Consider the following 17099-nt stretch of genomic DNA (forward strand, 5'->3'; position numbering starts at 1 on the left):
ATATTGGCTAAGCTCTAAGCTCTAGCGGTCCATCGACTGGCCCATTACCAGCTTACCGGAGCCGTCGAGGGTGTACTCAACAGTGCGGTTGCCAGTGGAGGCAGTGCCGTCGGCGGGGGTGATGGGGAAGGTGCGGACGAGCTTGTTGCCGCTGATCTGGTAACTGTCCTGGCCCATGTAGCCTGAACCAGCCTCGCCGACGGGCGTGCCGGGCATCGAAATTGGAGCGTAGCCCCGATCAGTGAACTCGAAGCCGTAGAGGCCGCCGTTGGCTTTCTTATTGTCGGTCATCACGTACAGCTCGGGCTTGCCGTTGCCGTTCATATCGGCCGCCATTACGCTGGTAACGGCTCCGGTAACCGACGTGCGGATGGGGTCCGTCGTCAGCGAAGCACCACGGTAGGAGCGGATACTGAGCACGCGCGAGGCGTCCGAGCCGAAGGTTTTCACCTGGAAGCGGTAATCGCCCTGCGTTACTTCCTGGTTGAACGTAACGTCGCCTTCATCGATGGCGGGCGTGGAGGGCAGCGGGCTCGACGAAGACTCGGTGGTAGCTACCTGACGCGTAGAATCGCAGGCCGACAGGGTGGTAGAAGCAACACCGGCTGCGAGCAGCAAGTAGGAAAGAGAAGAAATACGCATAGGTGAAAAATTAGGGAAGATGCAGTGGTAGCCTCGGCAGCTGCCGGGCAATAGGGCTATCCGGGAGAGGATTTAGACCGATTTAACGCAATGTACGAAGATTGAGTTGTATTTTTCTGGTTGTTTAGCAGCCTGCAGCAACCAAACCAACTGCACCATCGCCCGTTCGGGACTTCTGCAGTGCTTCAGGCCTCCACCCGCACACCTTTCCAGAAGGCCACACGGCCCCGGATATGGTCGGCGGCCTCCTTGGGCTCGGGGTAGAACCAGGCGGCATCCTTGTTCAGTTCGCCGTTCACGCGCAGCGAGTAATAGCTGGCCCGTCCCTTCCAGGGGCAGCTGGTATGAGCAATACTGTCTTCGAAAAACTCCCGCTTGATGGAGTCGGCGGGAAAGTAGTGGTTGTTTTCCACAACTACGGTGTCGTTGCTCTCGGCTACAACGGTATTGTTCCAGATGGCTTTCATGGGCAAAAGGTAAAGGCGGGTAAGCAAGGCCACGGGAGCCGGAAGCCGGGCCGTAGTATCGATACAGCTAAACGTGCATCTTTGCCGGATGTTTAGCCGCCGCTGAAACCCGTGCTGCCCGCCATGTTCCGATACGTCGGCCCCGAAAGCCTCGACCGCGCCCAGTGGGATGCGCTGATTACGACCGCCCCCAATGGCCTTATTTACGCGCTCAGCTGGTACCTCGATATTGTGTCGCCGGGCTGGGCCGCGCTGGTAAAGCACGATGCGCGGGGGCGCTACGTGGCCGCTTTACCGCTGCCGGTGCAGCGCCGCTTCGGTTTTCGCTACCTCAAGCAGCCGCTGTTTGCGCAACAGCTGGGCTTATTCAGTCTGGTAGAATCCACACCCGCCGACTGGGCAGAAATCAGCCAACTGCTGCAGCGTGAGTTCCGCTTCATCACCCGCTATTCCTTTAACACCGACAACCCCGCGCTATCAGGCGCCGCCACAGCCTGGACTGGATTCGAAACTACTACGTTTCATACCTATTATTTATCCCTGAATCTTCCACACAACCAGTTGGTAGCCGCCTATAAGCCCAATCGTCGCTGGCGGCTTAACCAGGCCCGCCGCCGACAACTGAGCCTGGAACCTGGCCACGACATAGACCAACTGCTACGCATTTTTGACGAAAACACGGCACCTAACATCTACGGCATCATCGGCGAGGAATACGAATACCGCTTACTGCGGGCCCTGTATGCTGAGGCCCAACAGCAGGAAATGGCACAGTTGTGGCAGGCCCGCACGGCTGCCGACGAAGTAGTGGCCATGATTATGCTGTTCGAATTCAACGGCCGGCTCACCTATATCTTCAATGCCTCTACTGAAGCCGGCAAGGCGGCCGGCGCTATTTCGCTGCTGCTTGATGAGGTGTTCCGGCAATATGCGACCCGGCCGATATGCTTCGATTTCGAAGCTCCCGAGGTGGCTTCTATTGCTCACTTCTACGGCAGCTTCGGCTCCACGGAAACGCCGTTTCTGAGCATCACCCTCAACCGCCTGCCCTGGCCCCTGCGCCAGCTGAAGGCCGCCCGCACCGCCCTGCTGCGCGCCTGGCGCTAGGGTTCAGTTGCCAGTTGCCAGTTACCAGTTATCAGTTGCCAGGGAGAACGTCATTCTGAGCGCAGCGAAGAATCTCGCGTGCAGTGGTAACCCTGTCATCAGGAATTACTGTGGCACGCGAGATTCTTCGACTTCGTCTCCGGCTTCGCTCAGAATGACGTTCTCCCTGGCAACCGGCAACTCAACACTGGCAACTGAGAAACATTCCGCGGCCGGGCCGTGTTGGGCCTAGTGCGGCTAAGCTCCGCCGCAACTTCTCCCTACTACTATCCTATGTCCGCAGGCTTCCGATTCCGGGATTACGTGCCCGAAGAAACGACTGAAAAGGGCTTTGAGTCCCTGTTCAAGATATTCATGCAGCTCATCACCATCACCAGCGGGGACGTGGGGGAGGGCCTGTCCTGGCTCAATGAGCTGGACAAGCAGTACGGCCTGACCGATGACGGCTACGGCATGGGCAATTTCATCGAAGACCTTAAAAAGAAGGGCTACATCGACGAAAACCCGCAGGAGCCGGGCTCTTTTAACATCACGGCCAAGAGCGAGCAGAAAATTCGCAAGTCGGCGCTGGAGGAAATCTTCGGCAAGCTCAAGAAATCGGGCACCGGCAACCACCGCACGCCCCACACCGGCCAGGGCGACGAGCAGAGCACCGACATGCGCGAATTCCGCTTCGGCGACTCGCTCGACCAGATTTCCATGACCGAGAGCATCCGCAACGCCCAGCTCAACCACGGCATCGGCAGCGGCGACGATTTTATGCTGACCGAGGGCGACCTGGAGGTGCGTGAGAACGAGCACAAGACCCAGACCAGCACGGTGCTCATGATTGACATTTCGCACTCGATGATTCTGTACGGCGAAGACCGCATCACGCCCGCCAAAAAGGTGGCCATGGCCCTGGCCGAGCTGGTAAAGCAGAAGTACCCCAAGGATTTCCTCGACGTGATTGTGTTCGGCAACGACGCCTGGCAGATTGAGGTGAAGGAGTTGCCCTACCTGCAAGTCGGGCCCTACCACACCAACACCGTGGCCGGCCTGGAGCTGGCCCTGGACCTACTGCGCAAGCGCAAAACGAGCAACAAGCAAATCTTTATGATTACCGACGGCAAGCCCACCTGCCTCAAGGAGCCCGGCGGATACTACAAGAACTCGTTCGGGCTGGACCGCAAAGTGGTCAACAAAACCCTGAACCTGGCCGCCGCCGCCCGCCGCCTCAAAGTGCCCATCACTACCTTCATGATTGCCGACGACCCCTACCTGCGCCGTTTCGTGGAGGAGTTCACCGAAGTCAACCAGGGCAAGGCCTACTACAGCTCGCTTAAAGGCCTGGGCCATATGATTTTCGAGGACTACAAGAAGAACCGCCGCAAGAGTTTGTAAGCGTTCAACGGCGGCAGTAGCGCAGTAGCGCGAACTTTGTAGTTCGCTTCCCCGCGCCGTTCCAACAACTCTGGAGGTGCGAGGACGCGAACTGCAAAGTTCGCGCTACTGTCGCCCCCTTTCCAACCCATACCCGTACCCTTCTTCCCTCTATATGCCCGCTTACGATTCGCTTTCCGCTGACCAACTCCAGAAAATAACCACCCTCGGGGCCCTCAAAAAATCCGGTTACCAGCCCCGCTCCGTGAAAACCGAGCTGCGCGACAACCTCATCAAAAAGCTGCAAAGCGGCGAAGACGTGTTTCCTGGCATCTTCGGCTACGAAGAAACTGTGATTCCGGAGTTGCAGCGCGCTATTCTGGCCGGCCACCACATCAACCTGCTGGGTTTGCGCGGCCAGGCCAAAACCCGCATCGCGCGCCTGCTCATCGGTTTGCTCGATGAGGTCGTGCCGATGGTGGAGGGTTCGGAGCTCAACGACGACCCCATGCAGCCGCTGAGCGTGTTTGCCAAAAACCTGCTAGCCGAGAAAGGCGACGATACGCCCGTGGCCTGGCTGCCCCGCGCCGACCGCTACACCGAGAAGCTGGCCACGCCCGACGTATCGGTGGCCGACCTCATCGGCGACGCCGACCCCATCAAGGCCGCCACGCTCCGGCTGCCGTACTCGGATGAGCGCGTGATTCACTTCGGCCTGATTCCCAGGGCCCACCGGGGTATTTTCGTTATCAACGAGCTGCCCGACTTGCAGGCCCGCATCCAGGTGTCGCTGTTCAATATTTTGCAGGAGGGCGACATCCAGATTCGCGGCTTCAAGGTGCGGCTGCCGCTGGATTTGCAGTTCGTGTTCACGGCCAACCCCGAGGACTACACCAACCGCGGCTCCATCGTGACGCCGCTTAAAGACCGCATCGACGCCCAGATTATTACCCACTACCCCAAGTCCATCGAAATCGGTAAGCGCATCACCCGGCAGGAGGCCCGCATCAAGCCGGAGCAGCGGGGCATGGTTACGCTCAACGATACTGTATCGGACCTGGTGGAGCAGGTGGCCATTGAGGCCCGCGGCTCGGAGTTCGTGGATGCCAAGAGCGGCGTGTCGGCCCGCCTGACCATCTCGGCTTTCGAGCAGGTGGTGGCCGGGGCCGAGCGCCGGGCGCTGGTAAACGGCGAAAAGAACACCTACGTGCGCGTGAGCGACTTTATCACGGCCGTACCGGCCGTTACGGGCAAGGTAGAGCTGGTGTACGAGGGCGAGCAGGAGGGCGCCGGCATTGTGGCCGAAAAGCTCATGGGTAAGGCCATCCGCACGCTGTTTCTCAACTACTTCCCCGACCCCGACAAAGCCAAGAAGCTCAAAGGCCGACCCTCGCCCTACAAAACGGTGCAGGACTGGTTCGGCGCCGGCCACACCGTGGATTTACTCCACGACCTGAGCACGAAGGACTACCGCGCCGCCCTCGACCAGGTGCCCGGCCTGCGCGATATCGTAGCCGAGCTGCACCCCAACGAGGACGCCGAGGCCACTTACTTCCTGATGGAGTTCCTGCTCCACGGCCTGAGCGAGTACAGCCTGATTTCGCGCAACCGCCTCACCGCCGGCGCCCAGTTCAAGGACCTGCTCTCGTCGATGTTCACCATGCCTTCCTTCGGCGAAGATGACGACGAAGACGAGGACGACGAAGAGGAAAAACCCCAGCGCGGCCGTCGCCGCTAGGGAGTATGTATGCTGTAAATCTTTTCGGTAAGTATCAATGCCCCTGTTGTGGCTTTTTTACGCTGGACGAAGGGAGAAACAATTCATTTGATATCTGTCCCGTGTGCTTTTGGGAAGATGACAGCTTCCAACTGCATCACCCTGATTCTGGCGGTGGCCCTAATACCCCCAGTCTCAACGAGGCTCAAAATAACTTCCGCACTTATGGAGCTTGTGAGCAGACTATGTTGATTCATGTCCGACCACCCTTTCCAGAGGAAATGCCGGATGATATGTAATGTAAAACGCCCCGCGCACCAATTGGTGCGCGGGGCGTTTTGGTATCAGGCTCCCATCTAAGGCTTATATCTTGCGGGCCTTGAGCTCCTGCTCGGCGCTTTTGAGCTGGTACTTGAGCGACTTGAGCTTAGCGCGCTCCGTGTCCACGAGCCGTTCCTGATCTTTTACCTGGTTGCGCAGGTCCGACACGCGCCCGGCCTGGGCGGCCACCACGGGGTTGCTCGAATCCATGTCGGACTTAAATAGGGTGCAGCTGGCGCTGCCCAGCAGCAGAGCCGCGCCCAGCACGAAGGAGGAAAGTAAGCGGGGGGTATGGATGGAAATGGTCATATCGAAGAAAAAAGACAGCTAAAAAGCAAGCTGCCCTGAAGTGTACGCGGCGCTTACGGTGGAGTTGTGGCCGCGCCGCGCCTACCACGGATTCACTGCAAAAAAATCCCCCGCCTGCAGCAGCAAGCGGGGGATTTTGGGGGAAGTGAGTTGGGGCAACGGGCCGGCTTAGGCCTGCTCGCTCACCACAATCTTCTCGATTTCGTCGTTGGCCTTGATCTGGTCGATGATATCGAGGCCCTCTACTACTTTGCCGAACACGGTGTGGTTGCGGTCGAGGTGGGCCGTGTTGTCGCGCGAGTGCACGATGAAGAACTGCGAGCCGCCGGTGTTGCGGCCGGCGTGGGCCATGCTCAGGGCGCCGCGCTCGTGGTACTGGTGGTCGCCGTTGAGCTCACAGTCGATTTTGTAGCCCGGGCCGCCGGTGCCGGGGCTGCCCTTGGCCCCGTCGCGCGAGTTGGGGCAGCCGCCCTGAATCACGAAGTTGGGGATGACGCGATGAAACTTGAGGCCGTCGTAGAAGCCTTTTTGGGCCAGGTCGGTGAAGTTTTTCACCGTGTTCGGCGCGTCCTGGTCGTAGAACTCAACCTTCATAACGCCCTTGCTGGTGTGGATTTCGGCAGTTTTCATGGAGTTGGCTGTGGAAATGATCAATGGAAATACGGGGTGGAAAGGGAATCTCAGGGGCCTTACGCCCCCGGCCGGCGCGGGTTGCCGCCGGCCGCGCAAAGGTAGGAATTTAGCGGGCGGCCAAACATCCGGTTGCGCTAATGGTTCGTAGGTCCGTAAGCGCCACCGGAAGGTGGCAGCAGTCCCTTTTCTCCCTTTTTCTCTTTTATGCACAAGCTTCTGCGCTCCTCTACTCTAGCCCTCCTGGCCGCTGGTTCCCTCAGCTTCGGCCTCGCCAGCTGCGGCGACACTACCACAACCGAAACCACCACCGCCACCACCGACACTACCACCGCCACCACCGTCGATTCGACGGCTATGATGGCCGACGACGCCCGCATGGGCAAGCCCGAGGGTGTGATGGTGGATGGCGTGGCGATGCTGCCTACCAATACCATCGTGCAGAACGCCGTAATGGCGTCCAGCGTGAGCACGCTCGTGAAGGCCGTGCAGGCCGCCGGCCTCGACGGGACGCTCTCCGGCCCCGGCCCGTTCACGGTATTTGCCCCCACCAACGCCGCCTTCGATAAGCTGCCCAACGGCGCGCTGGCCGGCCTGCTCAAGCCCGAAAGCAAAGAGAAGCTGGCCGCCATACTCACCTACCACGTCATCCCCGGCCGCCTCGTGGCCCAGGACCTGAAGGACGGCCAGGAGCTGACCACCGTGAACGGTGAGAAGCTGAAGGTGATGGTGAAAGACGGTGTGGTAATGGTCGGCAACGGCAAAGACGCCCCCGCCACCGTGCAGGTAGCCGACGTAATTTCGAGCAACGGCGTAACCCACGTCATCGACGGCGTTATTCTGCCCCTGGCGAAGTAATTTTTTTCAACGTCGTTGGAAAACAGAAGCGCCGGCCAAATTGGCCGGCGCTTTTTGGTTTTCGGAACAAGAGAGTCCGCACGATGTAGAGACGCAAGGCTGCGTCTCTACATCGTGCGGACTTACCTCACTACCTCTTCGGCCAACTGCCCCAGGTCCAGCCCGTCGAAGGTGCCCGACGACATCATCAGCAGGTTGGTATCGGTCCAGTTCTGCTGGTGCAGGAAGTCGGCCAGCTCGGCGCTGTCGGTGAACACGCGCAGGTCGGGCCGCCGGAAGGCGGCCTGCACGGCTTCGGGCGGCAGGGCCGGCAGGCGCTTGTGGGCCAGCACGGCCGGGTTGAAGTACACCACGGCCACGTCGGGCGCATCGAAGGTGTGGGCGTACTGGGGCAGGAACTGGGGGTTGAGCGAGCTGAAGGTGTGCAGCTCCAGGCAGGCCACCAGCCGACGCTTGGGAAACTGCGCTTTAAAGGCCGTGGCCGTGGCTTTAAGCTTGCTCGGGGCGTGGGCGAAATCCTTGTACACCACCGAATCTGCACCCTCGCGCAGCAGCTCCAGCCGCCGCGCCGCGCCCTTAAACGAGCCCAGCGCCTCGTAAAACTCCTTGCCCTTGATGCCGAGCTGCTTGCACACCTCCTTGGCCGCCGAAATATTGCGCAGGTTGTGGGCCCCGAATATCTTCACCGGCACCTGTTCATCCTTCTTGGTCACCAAGAAAGTCTGGCCGTCGCGCACCACGTTGTCGTGGGGGCCGTAGCCGATGTACTTCACGTCGGGGTTGCTGGGCACGGTTACCAGCTGGGTCTGCTCGTCGTCGCGGTCGTAAATCAGCACCCCGGCCTTGGGCGTGAGGTCGGCGAAAATCTTGAACTGCTCGCGGTAGATTTCCTCGGTCTCAAACACGTTGATATGGTCCCAGCTGATGCCCGAAATAACGCCGATGTGGTGCTGGTAGAGGTGGAACTTGGGCCGCCGGTCGATGGGGGAGGCCAGGTACTCGTCGCCCTCGATGATGATGATGGGCGCCTCATCGGTGAGCTGCACCATCAGCTCGAAACCCTCCAGCTGGGCGCCCACGGCGTAGTCGAACTGCCGGCCGTGGTAGCGCAGCACGTGCAGAATCAGCGAGGTGATGCTGGTTTTGCCGTGCGAGCCGCCAATGACGATGCGCTGCTTGTCGCGGGAGGCCTCGTAGATAAACTCCGGAAACGAGTACACCCGCAGCCCCAGCTCCTGGGCCCGCAGCAGCTCGGGGTTGTCGGGGCGGGCGTGCATGCCCACGATAACCGCGTCGAGGTCGGCCGTGACTTTCTCCGGAAACCAGCCCTCGGCCTCGGGCAGCAGCCCGGCCGCCGCCAGCCGGCTCTTGGCGGGCTCAAATATCTCGTCGTCGGAGCCGGTTACATGGGCGCCGCGCTGGTGCAGGGCCAGCGCCAGGTTGTGCATAATGCTGCCGCCGGTGGCAATCAAATGCAGGCGGTGGAGCGAAGAAGGAGCAGCAGAAGCCATAGGTATAGAAAAGTAGGGCCCAAAGGTAGCAGTTTGGGGTTTTGGGCCGTCGGCGGCGTTTGGTGAGGGAATAGGGGGGAGACTTGATTTAGGTTTTGTCATTCTGAGCGAAGCCGAAGGCATAGTCGAAGAATCTCTACCGCAGTGCTAATCCAGAATGAATGCAACGAAGCGGTAGAGATTCTTCGGCTTCGCTCAGAATGACGCCCTTTTTTCCAGCCCTTCAGCCCTCTAAACCCCGTCCCAAAAGAAACCTTTGTGGTCGCTCCCGGATTGTAAGGCCCAGCCGTTAGCTTTGTAGCCCTTTGACCGAACGGTTGCGCCGGGCCGGACTGCCGGCCGCGAAAATACCCGTCGCGAAACTCGTCCGGTGTGCTTACCTTGTAGTGTATTTTTTTAGATGAACGACCGGATGGATGACCGCCTCAAACAAGCAGGTTCAAGGGCTAAAGCGGCCTGGAACAGCCGCCCGGCCCACCTGCCCCAGGGCGGGCCGGCCGGCAAGCTGCCGCCCCAGGCCCTGGAGCTGGAGGCCGCCGTGCTGGGCGCGCTCATGCTCGAAAAGGACGCCCTGACCACCGTCATCGACATCCTCAAGCCCCAGAGCTTCTACAAAGACGGCCACCAGCGCATCTTCAAGGCCATCCTGAATCTGTTCGACAAGTCGGAGCCGATAGACATTCTCACCGTCACGCACGAGCTGCGCGAGATGGGCGAGCTGGAAGCGGCCGGCGGCACGCACTACGTAGCCCAGCTCACGTTCAAGGTCAACTCGGCGGCCAACATCGAGTACCACTCCCGCATTATCACCGAAAACGCCATCAAGCGGGAGCTCATCAATATTGCCAGCACCATCCAGCGCGACGCCTTCGAGGACACGACCGACGTGTTCAACCTGCTCGACTCCACCGAGCAGGCGCTGTTCGAGGTGTCGGAGTCGAACATCCGCAAGAACTTCGACGACATGCGCAGCCTGATGGGCAAGGCCATCAAGGAGCTGGAAGAAAAGAAGGACCAGAAGGACGGCCTCACCGGCGTGCCCTCCGGCTTCTCGGCCCTCGACCGGGTTACGAGCGGCTGGCAACCATCTGATTTGGTGATTATTGCGGCTCGGCCAGGCATGGGCAAGTGCCTAGGGCGGGGCACTAAAGTGCTCATGTTTGATGGCACGCTCCGCAACGTGGAAGACGTGTGTGAGGGCGAGCTGCTGATGGGCGACGACTCGACCCCGCGCCGGGTGCTGAGCATTGCCCGGGGCCGGGAGAATATGTACTGGGTGCGCCAGAACAAGGGCGAGGCCTACCGCGTCAACGAAAGCCACATTCTCTCGCTCAAGCGCAGCCGCAACGAGGGGCCCCACCGCCACGGCGACGTGCTCAACATCGAGGTGCGCGACTGGCTGAAAAAGAGCCCCAAGTTCCGCTCGAACTACAAAGGCTACAAGGTGCCCGTAGAGTACGCGGCCCAGCAGGTGCCCCTGGACCCTTATTTCTTGGGCGTATGGCTGGGCGATGGGGCTTCGGACAACTGCCGCATCACGGGCCAGGACCCCGAAATTATTGCCTACCTGCACGAGTACGCCGCCACGCTGGACATGCAGGTAACGGTGGGCGTAGTAGCGGAACGCTGCAACAGCTACGGCATAACCCGCGGCCGGCAGGGCGGCAGCCTGACCCAGTATTCGGTGCAGGATGAGTTGCGCCAATTGAACCTGCTCGGCAACAAGCACATCCCGCAGGCCTACCTCAGCAACAGCCGCGAAAATCGTCTGTTGCTGCTGGCCGGCCTTATCGACTCCGACGGCCACCTCGACCCGGTGAGCAACGGCTACGAAATCACCCAGAAAAACCACCGCCTGGCCCGCCAGATCAAGTTTCTGGCCGACTCGCTGGGCTTCCGCACCTCGCTGAAAAAGAAGCGCGCCGCCATCAGCGCCATTGGCTACGAGAGCGAGGTGTACCGGGTGCGCATCTACGGCGACATCAACTGCGTGCCGGTGCGCGTGGCCCGCAAAAAGGCCCAGCCCTGGGCCTCGGTGGTCGATTGGCGGATGACGGGCATTTCGGTGGAGTTCGACAAGGAGGACGACTACTACGGCTTCAGCATCGACGGCAACCGACTGTTTCTGCTCGCCGACTGCACCGTAACCCACAACACGGCTTTCGTGGTCTCGGCCATGCGCAACGCGGCCGTCGAGTTCAAGAAACCGGTAGCCATCTTCTCGCTCGAAATGTCGTCGTTGCAGCTCGTGAATCGTCTGATTTCGGCCGAGGCGGAGCTGGACTCGGAGAAAATCAAGAAGGGCAACCTCGCCGACCACGAGTGGGCCCAGCTCAACCACAAGATTTCCAACCTTTCGTCGGCCCCGATTTATATCGACGACACGCCTGGCCTCAGCATCCGGGAGCTGCGCACCAAGTGCCGCCGCCTCAAGGCCCACCACGATATTTCGATGATTATCATCGACTATCTGCAGCTGATGACCGGCAACACCGACGGCAAGGGCGGCGGCAACCGCGAACAGGAAATTGCCAGTATCTCGCGGGCCCTCAAGGGCATCGCCAAGGAGCTGAACGTGCCCGTGCTGGCTCTCTCGCAGCTCTCACGCTCGGTGGAAACCCGCGGCGGCGACAAAAAGCCCCAGCTCAGTGACCTGCGCGAATCGGGCTCGATTGAGCAGGACGCCGACATGGTGATCTTCCTCTACCGCCCCGAGTACTACAAAATCACGGAGGACGAAATGGGCAACCCCACCCAGGGCACGGGCGAGGTCATCATCGCCAAGCACCGGAACGGCTCGCTGGAAACCGTGCAGCTCAAATTCATCGGCAAGTTCACCAAGTTCGCCGACCTCGACGGCGGTGGCGGCTTCGATGATGGCTTCAACCCCAGCTCATTTCCCACCAGCACCTTCGACGACGACCAGTCCGGCGGCTTCGCGCCCAATACCATCCGGCTGGGCTCGCGCATCAACAACGACTCGCCACCTCCGGCTCAGCCCTTCCCGCGCAGCAACTTCGACGACGGCCCGCCGCCGTTTTAACGGTCGGCCCGGGGTGCCGTCTGGCTGTTCTCCGGACTTTCCAGTAGAATGCTCCATAGAATGCCAAACGCCCGCTGTAACAGCGGGCGTTTGGCATTCTATGGAGACAGGCCAGGTGGGGGGAATGCTCGCAGCTATGCCGTTTCGCGACGAGAATGCCATCATATCAAATGATTTTTTATAAAAATGATACTATATTGATGCCTGGCTCTACGCGGTCCGTTAACCCGGCAGTTCGATCCGGGAAATGTTCTTATTGACATTACACCTTCCATCTTTTTCACCCATTCACCCTTCCACATGAAAATAGTTGTACAACTTGTTGCCGGTCTGTTGCTGACTTCTGCCACCGCGCAGGCCCAGTGGGTAGCCCAGCCATTCAACTTCGCGCAGCCGCTGGCCGCGGCCGTTTACACCGATGCCGTGGATACCAACACGGCCTGGGCAATGTCGAGCGCCCTGCTGGCTCCCAATTCAGCCAACGTGCGCACCAACCAGGTGGCGCTTACACTGGATGGGGGCAAAACCTGGACGGTAAGAAACGTAACCGGGGTAGCCAGCACCGAAACGCTCACCAGCATTTCGGCCATTAGTGCTTCCACCGCCTGGGTATCCACCTTCCGCACTGCCAGCGGTGGCGGTCGGGTGCTGAAAACTACCGATGGGGGAGTAACCTGGGTGGTGCAGTCTACGGCCGTAATGTTCAGCGAGGCCGATAGTTACCCCAATACGGTTCATTTTTTCGATGCCACCAATGGCATGGTTATGGGTGACGTGGACGGCCGCAACGGTGGTGGCCTGGAAATCTATTATACCTCCGACGGAGGCACCACCTGGACCCGCTCGGCCAAAGTGCCCACCGGCAGCACCGATGAATACGGTACCTATTATCCGCCCGCCGCAGTGGGCAACTCCATCTGGTTTCCCAACAACGAGGGCGACATCTTCCGCTCGAAAGACCGGGGCGTAACCTGGCAGGTGACCAAGCAGGTGGGCAACACCGATAACCCGGTGGGCAGCATTGCTTTCCGCGACGAGCTGAACGGGCTGGCAGTGGTACCCTCGGCCGATGACGCCCAGCACCAGCTCTTCAGCAGTGCCGACGGCGGCGCCACCTGGACCCAGCTCGCCTACACCGGCCCGCTGCACGGCTTTGGCCTGGTGCGGGTACCCGGCAACGGCAACTACCTGTCGGTGGGCCTCGACCTGGGCAATAGCGACCAGGGCTCATCGTACAGCCAGGACAACGGCAAGACCTGGATTAAGATCGAGAGCGAAATCGACCATTTATTTGTAGATGCGGCCAGCCCCACGGCCGTGTGGAGCGGGAACATAACGGCTACCGGAACGGGAGCCAATAAGCTAGCCAGCACTGTGCTGGGCGCGCGCGGAGCCACCCTGGTACTGGGTGCCAGCCTCAGCCCCAACCCCAGTACCAACGGTCAGTTCCGGGTGCAGTGGCCCACCTCGGCCCACACCGGAGCCGCCACGCTTACGGTGTTCGATGCGCTGGGCCGCCAGGTGCAGCGTCGTGCCCTCGATGCCTCGCGCGGAGCCGAAATTCTGCTCGACCTGAGCGCCGAGAAAGCCGGTATCTACCAGGTGAAGCTGGAGTCGCGTAACGGCGTGAGCCAGCTGCGGGCGCAGGTGCAGTAATAAGGGCTTAACGCTATTGAAAAGCCTGGTTTCCGCCCCCGGAAGCCAGGCTTTTTTGTGCCCCGTATGACCAGGCAAAACCGGCCCCGGCGCTGGCAAAAACCGGATTTTTTCGGTATCTTTGCCTACTTACGCACTCCGCGCTGAACCTTCATTTGCAACATGAGCGAAATCACTGAAAAAGTAGCCCCGGCTGAGTATTCGGCCAATAGCATTCAGGTACTCGAAGGGCTCGAAGCCGTGCGCAAACGCCCGTCGATGTACATCGGCGACACCGGCATCAAGGGCCTGCACCATCTGGTGTGGGAGGTGGTCGATAACTCCATCGACGAAGCCCTGGCCGGCCACTGCGACACGATTCACGTTACCATCAACGAAAACAACTCCGTCACCGTCCGCGACAACGGCCGCGGCATCCCCGTCGATTTCCACGAGAAGGAAGGCCGCTCGGCCCTCGAAGTGGTCATGACGGTGCTGCACGCCGGCGGCAAGTTCGATAAGGACTCTTACAAAGTATCGGGCGGCCTGCACGGCGTGGGCGTGAGCTGCGTGAACGCGCTCAGCGAGGACCTGAAAGTGACCGTACGCCGCAACGGCAAAGTGTACGAGCAGGAATACAAAATCGGGGCGCCCCAGTACCCGGTGCGCGAAATCGGCACCACCGACGAGCACGGCACCCAGGTGGAGTTCCTGCCCGATGCCAGCATCTTCACCGAGCACATATACAAGTACGCCACCATTGCCTCGCGCCTGCGCGAGCTGTCGTTTCTGAACAGCGGCATCCGCCTCACGCTCACCGACCGCCGCGAGCCCGGCGAGAACGGGGCCGAGTTCCGGGGCGAAGAGTTCTACTCGACCGGCGGCCTGGCCGAGTTCGTGCAGTACCTCGACGGTACGGAGCGCCACGCCCTTATGCCGGCGCCCATTCACGTAATCAGCGAGAAGGGGAGCACGCCCGTGGAGGTGGCGCTGCAGTACAACGACTCGTACCAGGAGAACATCTTCTCCTACGTCAACAACATCAACACCCACGAGGGCGGTACCCACGTGGCCGGCTTCCGCTCGGCCCTCACGCGCACGCTCAAGGCCTACGCCGACAAGTCGGGCAAGCTGGAGAAGGCGAAGGTGGAGATTTCGGGTGAGGACTTCCGCGAGGGGCTTACAGCCGTTATTTCGGTGAAGGTGCAGGAGCCCCAGTTCGAGGGCCAGACCAAAACCAAGCTCGGCAACAATGAGGTAAACGGCGCGGTGAACACCGTGGTAGGCGAAATTCTGGCCCAGTACCTGGAGGAAAACCCCAAGGAAGCCGGCATCATCGTCGAGAAGGTGATTCTGGCGGCCAAGGCCCGGATTGCGGCCCGCAAGGCCCGCGAAATGGTGCAGCGCAAGTCCGTGCTCGGCTCTACCTCGCTGCCCGGCAAGCTGGCCGACTGTTCCGAATCGGACCCCGAAATCTGCGAAATCTACCTGGTAGAGGGCGACTCGGCCGGTGGAACGGCCAAGCAGGGCCGCAACCGCGCCTTCCAGGCTATTCTGCCGCTGCGGGGTAAAATCCTCAACGTAGAGAAGGCCCAGGAGCATCGCATCCTCGAAAACGAGGAAATCCGGAATATGATTACGGCCCTGGGCGTGAGCTTCGGCGTCGCCGCCGACCCGGAAAAAGGCATCGAGGCCGACTCCAAGGCGCTTAACATCAATAAGCTGCGCTACCACAAGGTCATCATCATGACCGACGCCGACATCGATGGCTCGCACATCCGGACGCTGATCCTGACCTTCTTCTTCCGCTATATGCGCGAGCTGGTGGACCGGGGCTACATCTACATTGCCCTGCCGCCGCTTTACCTGGTGAAGAAGGGCAAGGAGGAGCGCTACTGCTGGACCGAGGAGGAGCGTGTGGCCGCCCAGGAGGAACTGGGCCGGGGCAAGCCCGAAACCGTGAACGTGCAGCGCTACAAGGGTCTGGGCGAAATGAACGCCGAGCAGCTCTGGAGCACTACCATGCAGCCCTCCACCCGTTCGCTCAAGCAGGTAACGGTTCAATCGGCCGCCGAGGCCGACCACCTGTTCTCGATGCTGATGGGCGACGAGGTTGCTCCCCGCCGCGACTTCATCGAAAAGAACGCCAAGTACGCCAAGATTGACGTTTGATTTTTAAACTGTTAGCCATTAGCTGAGAGCTGTTAGCTTTCGTTCTGGTATTCATGAAAAAAGCGCCGGCCCATTACGGGCCGGCGCTTTTTGTTGGTGCCGGTCTGGCGGTAAGAAAGAACGTCATCCCGAGCGAAGCGAAGAATCTCCCGGGCTGATGTTGTCAGTTTATGCTGACGACTTCACGCGAGATTCTTCGCTTCGCTCGGAATGACGTTCTTCCAGCTAACAGCTCACCGCCGGTTGTCGTCGGCCTGTTGCATGCTCAGGTAGCTGTCGTAGCGGGGCAGGGCAATGCGGCCCTTGTCGACGGCTTCGCGCACGGCGCAGCCGGGCTCGTGCAGGTGCTGGCAGTTGTGGTAGCGGCACTGGTTCAGCAGGGCGCGCATTTCGGGGAAGTAGTGGGCCAGCTCGCCGGCTTTCATATCCACGAGGCCCAGCTCCTTGATGCCGGGTGTGTCGATGAGGTAGGTGCCGGGGCGCACTTCGAGCATTTCGGCGAAGGTGGTGGTGTGCACGCCCTTGTCGGAGAACTGGCTGATTTCGGCCGTTTTCAGGTCGAGGTCGGGCACCAGGGCGTTGATGAGCGTGCTTTTGCCCACGCCCGAGTGGCCCGAGAGCAGCGACACCCGGCCGTCGAGCAGGGCATCGACGTCGGCCAGGCCCTCGCCGGTGTGGGCCGAGCAGCGCAGGCCGGGGTAGCCCAGGCTTTCGTAAAGCTGCTGAATCTGGCCTAGGTAGTCGTTGAGGTCATCGTCGTAGAGGTCGGCCTTATTGAAGAGCAGCCGCACGGGAATGTGGTAGGCCTCGGCCGTTACCAGAAACCGGTCGATGAAGCCAAACGAAGTGGCCGGCGAGGCCAGCGTAACCACCAGCAGGGCCTGATCGAGGTTGGCGGCCACGATGTGGGCGTGCTCGGTTTTGTGCACCGAGCGGCGGATGATGTAGTTGCGGCGCGGCGCGATGTGGTGAATCACGCCCGCGCCTTCGGTCTGCTCCTCCACCGTAAATTCCACCTCATCGCCCACGGCCAGCGGGTTGCTCACTTTCAGGCCCTGGTTCTTGAACTTGCCCCGCAGCCGGCAATGGTGGAACTGCCCGGTGCTGATTTCGCGCACCACGTACCACGAGCCCGTCGATCTAACAATAATTCCGGTCATGAAAGCGGTGAATGAGTGACTCAGTGAATGAGTGAAAGGGTTCGAGAACGACAAAGATACTGTCCTCCTGAGCTTGCGAAGGACCTATACACAAGCCATTATCTGGTGTTGGCTTCCGTATAGGTCCTTCGCTCCGCGGATGTCAGATGAAGGAGGGCAGGTAAA

At 60.4% G+C, this 17099-nt stretch carries 14 protein-coding genes; 8 read left to right on the forward strand and 6 right to left on the reverse strand.

From position 1 onward, the window contains the following. Window positions 1-21: 21 nt before the first annotated feature. Together BMY67_RS06545 and BMY67_RS06550 are read right to left on the reverse strand one after the other, a co-directional pair. Entirely contained in the window at window positions 22-642 is a 621-nt protein-coding gene (locus BMY67_RS06545; protein WP_143069720.1) for a hypothetical protein, read from the reverse strand. Window positions 643-827: 185 nt separating this feature from the next. Continuing rightward, window positions 828-1109 (reverse strand): DUF427 domain-containing protein, encoded by a 282-nt coding sequence (locus tag BMY67_RS06550; protein WP_177189726.1) that lies wholly within the window; start codon window positions 1107-1109, stop codon window positions 828-830. A gap of 123 nt (window positions 1110-1232) precedes the next feature. On the opposite strand from BMY67_RS06550, the gene BMY67_RS06555 reads away from it, so the two are divergent. The 4 genes from BMY67_RS06555 (at window position 1233) to BMY67_RS06570 (ending at window position 5594) form a co-directional block, all read left to right on the forward strand. After that, entirely contained in the window at window positions 1233-2216 is a 984-nt protein-coding gene (locus tag BMY67_RS06555; protein WP_143069721.1) for a GNAT family N-acetyltransferase, read from the forward strand. Window positions 2217-2489: 273 nt separating this feature from the next. Beyond that, the gene (locus tag BMY67_RS06560; protein ID WP_092769741.1) at window positions 2490-3599 is read left to right on the forward strand and encodes a vWA domain-containing protein; all 1110 of its coding nucleotides are present in this window, start codon (window positions 2490-2492) and stop codon (window positions 3597-3599) included. Window positions 3600-3753: 154 nt separating this feature from the next. Then, window positions 3754-5316 carry a sigma 54-interacting transcriptional regulator gene (locus BMY67_RS06565; RefSeq protein WP_092769743.1) on the forward strand — a complete coding sequence of 521 codons (1563 nt, stop codon included), beginning with the start codon at window positions 3754-3756 and terminating at the stop codon, window positions 5314-5316. Between the two features lie 5 nt (window positions 5317-5321). After that, on the forward strand, window positions 5322-5594 hold the full coding sequence (locus tag BMY67_RS06570) for a CPCC family cysteine-rich protein (protein WP_092769745.1): 273 nt from the start codon (window positions 5322-5324) through the stop codon (window positions 5592-5594). 64 nt (window positions 5595-5658) lie between these two features. On the opposite strand, the gene BMY67_RS06575 is transcribed toward BMY67_RS06570, so the two are convergent. Together BMY67_RS06575 and BMY67_RS06580 are read right to left on the reverse strand one after the other, a co-directional pair. Beyond that, window positions 5659-5925: a hypothetical protein gene (locus BMY67_RS06575; protein ID WP_019947317.1), complete on the reverse strand. Its 267-nt coding sequence runs from the start codon at window positions 5923-5925 to the stop codon at window positions 5659-5661. 168 nt (window positions 5926-6093) lie between these two features. After that, entirely contained in the window at window positions 6094-6555 is a 462-nt protein-coding gene (locus tag BMY67_RS06580) for a peptidylprolyl isomerase (RefSeq protein WP_092769747.1), read from the reverse strand. A gap of 207 nt (window positions 6556-6762) precedes the next feature. Here BMY67_RS06580 and BMY67_RS06585 point away from each other — a divergent pair, with 207 nt between their 5' ends. Continuing rightward, window positions 6763-7413: a fasciclin domain-containing protein gene (locus BMY67_RS06585; RefSeq protein WP_092769749.1), complete on the forward strand. Its 651-nt coding sequence runs from the start codon at window positions 6763-6765 to the stop codon at window positions 7411-7413. 122 nt (window positions 7414-7535) lie between these two features. On the opposite strand, the gene BMY67_RS06590 is transcribed toward BMY67_RS06585, so the two are convergent. Beyond that, window positions 7536-8924: a UDP-N-acetylmuramate--L-alanine ligase gene (locus BMY67_RS06590; RefSeq protein ID WP_092769751.1), complete on the reverse strand. Its 1389-nt coding sequence runs from the start codon at window positions 8922-8924 to the stop codon at window positions 7536-7538. A gap of 400 nt (window positions 8925-9324) precedes the next feature. Here BMY67_RS06590 and dnaB point away from each other — a divergent pair, with 400 nt between their 5' ends. The 3 genes from dnaB (at window position 9325) to gyrB (ending at window position 15774) form a co-directional block, all read left to right on the forward strand. Further along, window positions 9325-11967 (forward strand): replicative DNA helicase, encoded by a 2643-nt coding sequence (gene dnaB / locus BMY67_RS06595; RefSeq protein ID WP_245744933.1) that lies wholly within the window; start codon window positions 9325-9327, stop codon window positions 11965-11967. A 300-nt stretch (window positions 11968-12267) separates the two neighbouring features. Next, a complete protein-coding gene (locus BMY67_RS06600) occupies window positions 12268-13623 on the forward strand; it encodes a T9SS type A sorting domain-containing protein (RefSeq protein ID WP_092769753.1) in 1356 nt (451 codons plus the stop codon). A 162-nt stretch (window positions 13624-13785) separates the two neighbouring features. Then, window positions 13786-15774 carry a DNA topoisomerase (ATP-hydrolyzing) subunit B gene (gene gyrB, locus BMY67_RS06605; RefSeq protein WP_092769755.1) on the forward strand — a complete coding sequence of 663 codons (1989 nt, stop codon included), beginning with the start codon at window positions 13786-13788 and terminating at the stop codon, window positions 15772-15774. Between the two features lie 233 nt (window positions 15775-16007). Here gyrB and rsgA read toward each other — a convergent pair whose 3' ends face one another. Next, complete coding sequence (gene rsgA, locus BMY67_RS06610; protein ID WP_092769757.1) at window positions 16008-16934, reverse strand: ribosome small subunit-dependent GTPase A; 927 nt, start codon at window positions 16932-16934, stop codon at window positions 16008-16010. Between the last annotated feature and the right edge of the window lie 165 nt (window positions 16935-17099).

The sequence above is a fragment of the Hymenobacter actinosclerus genome (genome assembly GCF_900111515.1).
Classification (GTDB): Bacteria; Bacteroidota; Bacteroidia; order Cytophagales; family Hymenobacteraceae; genus Hymenobacter; species Hymenobacter actinosclerus.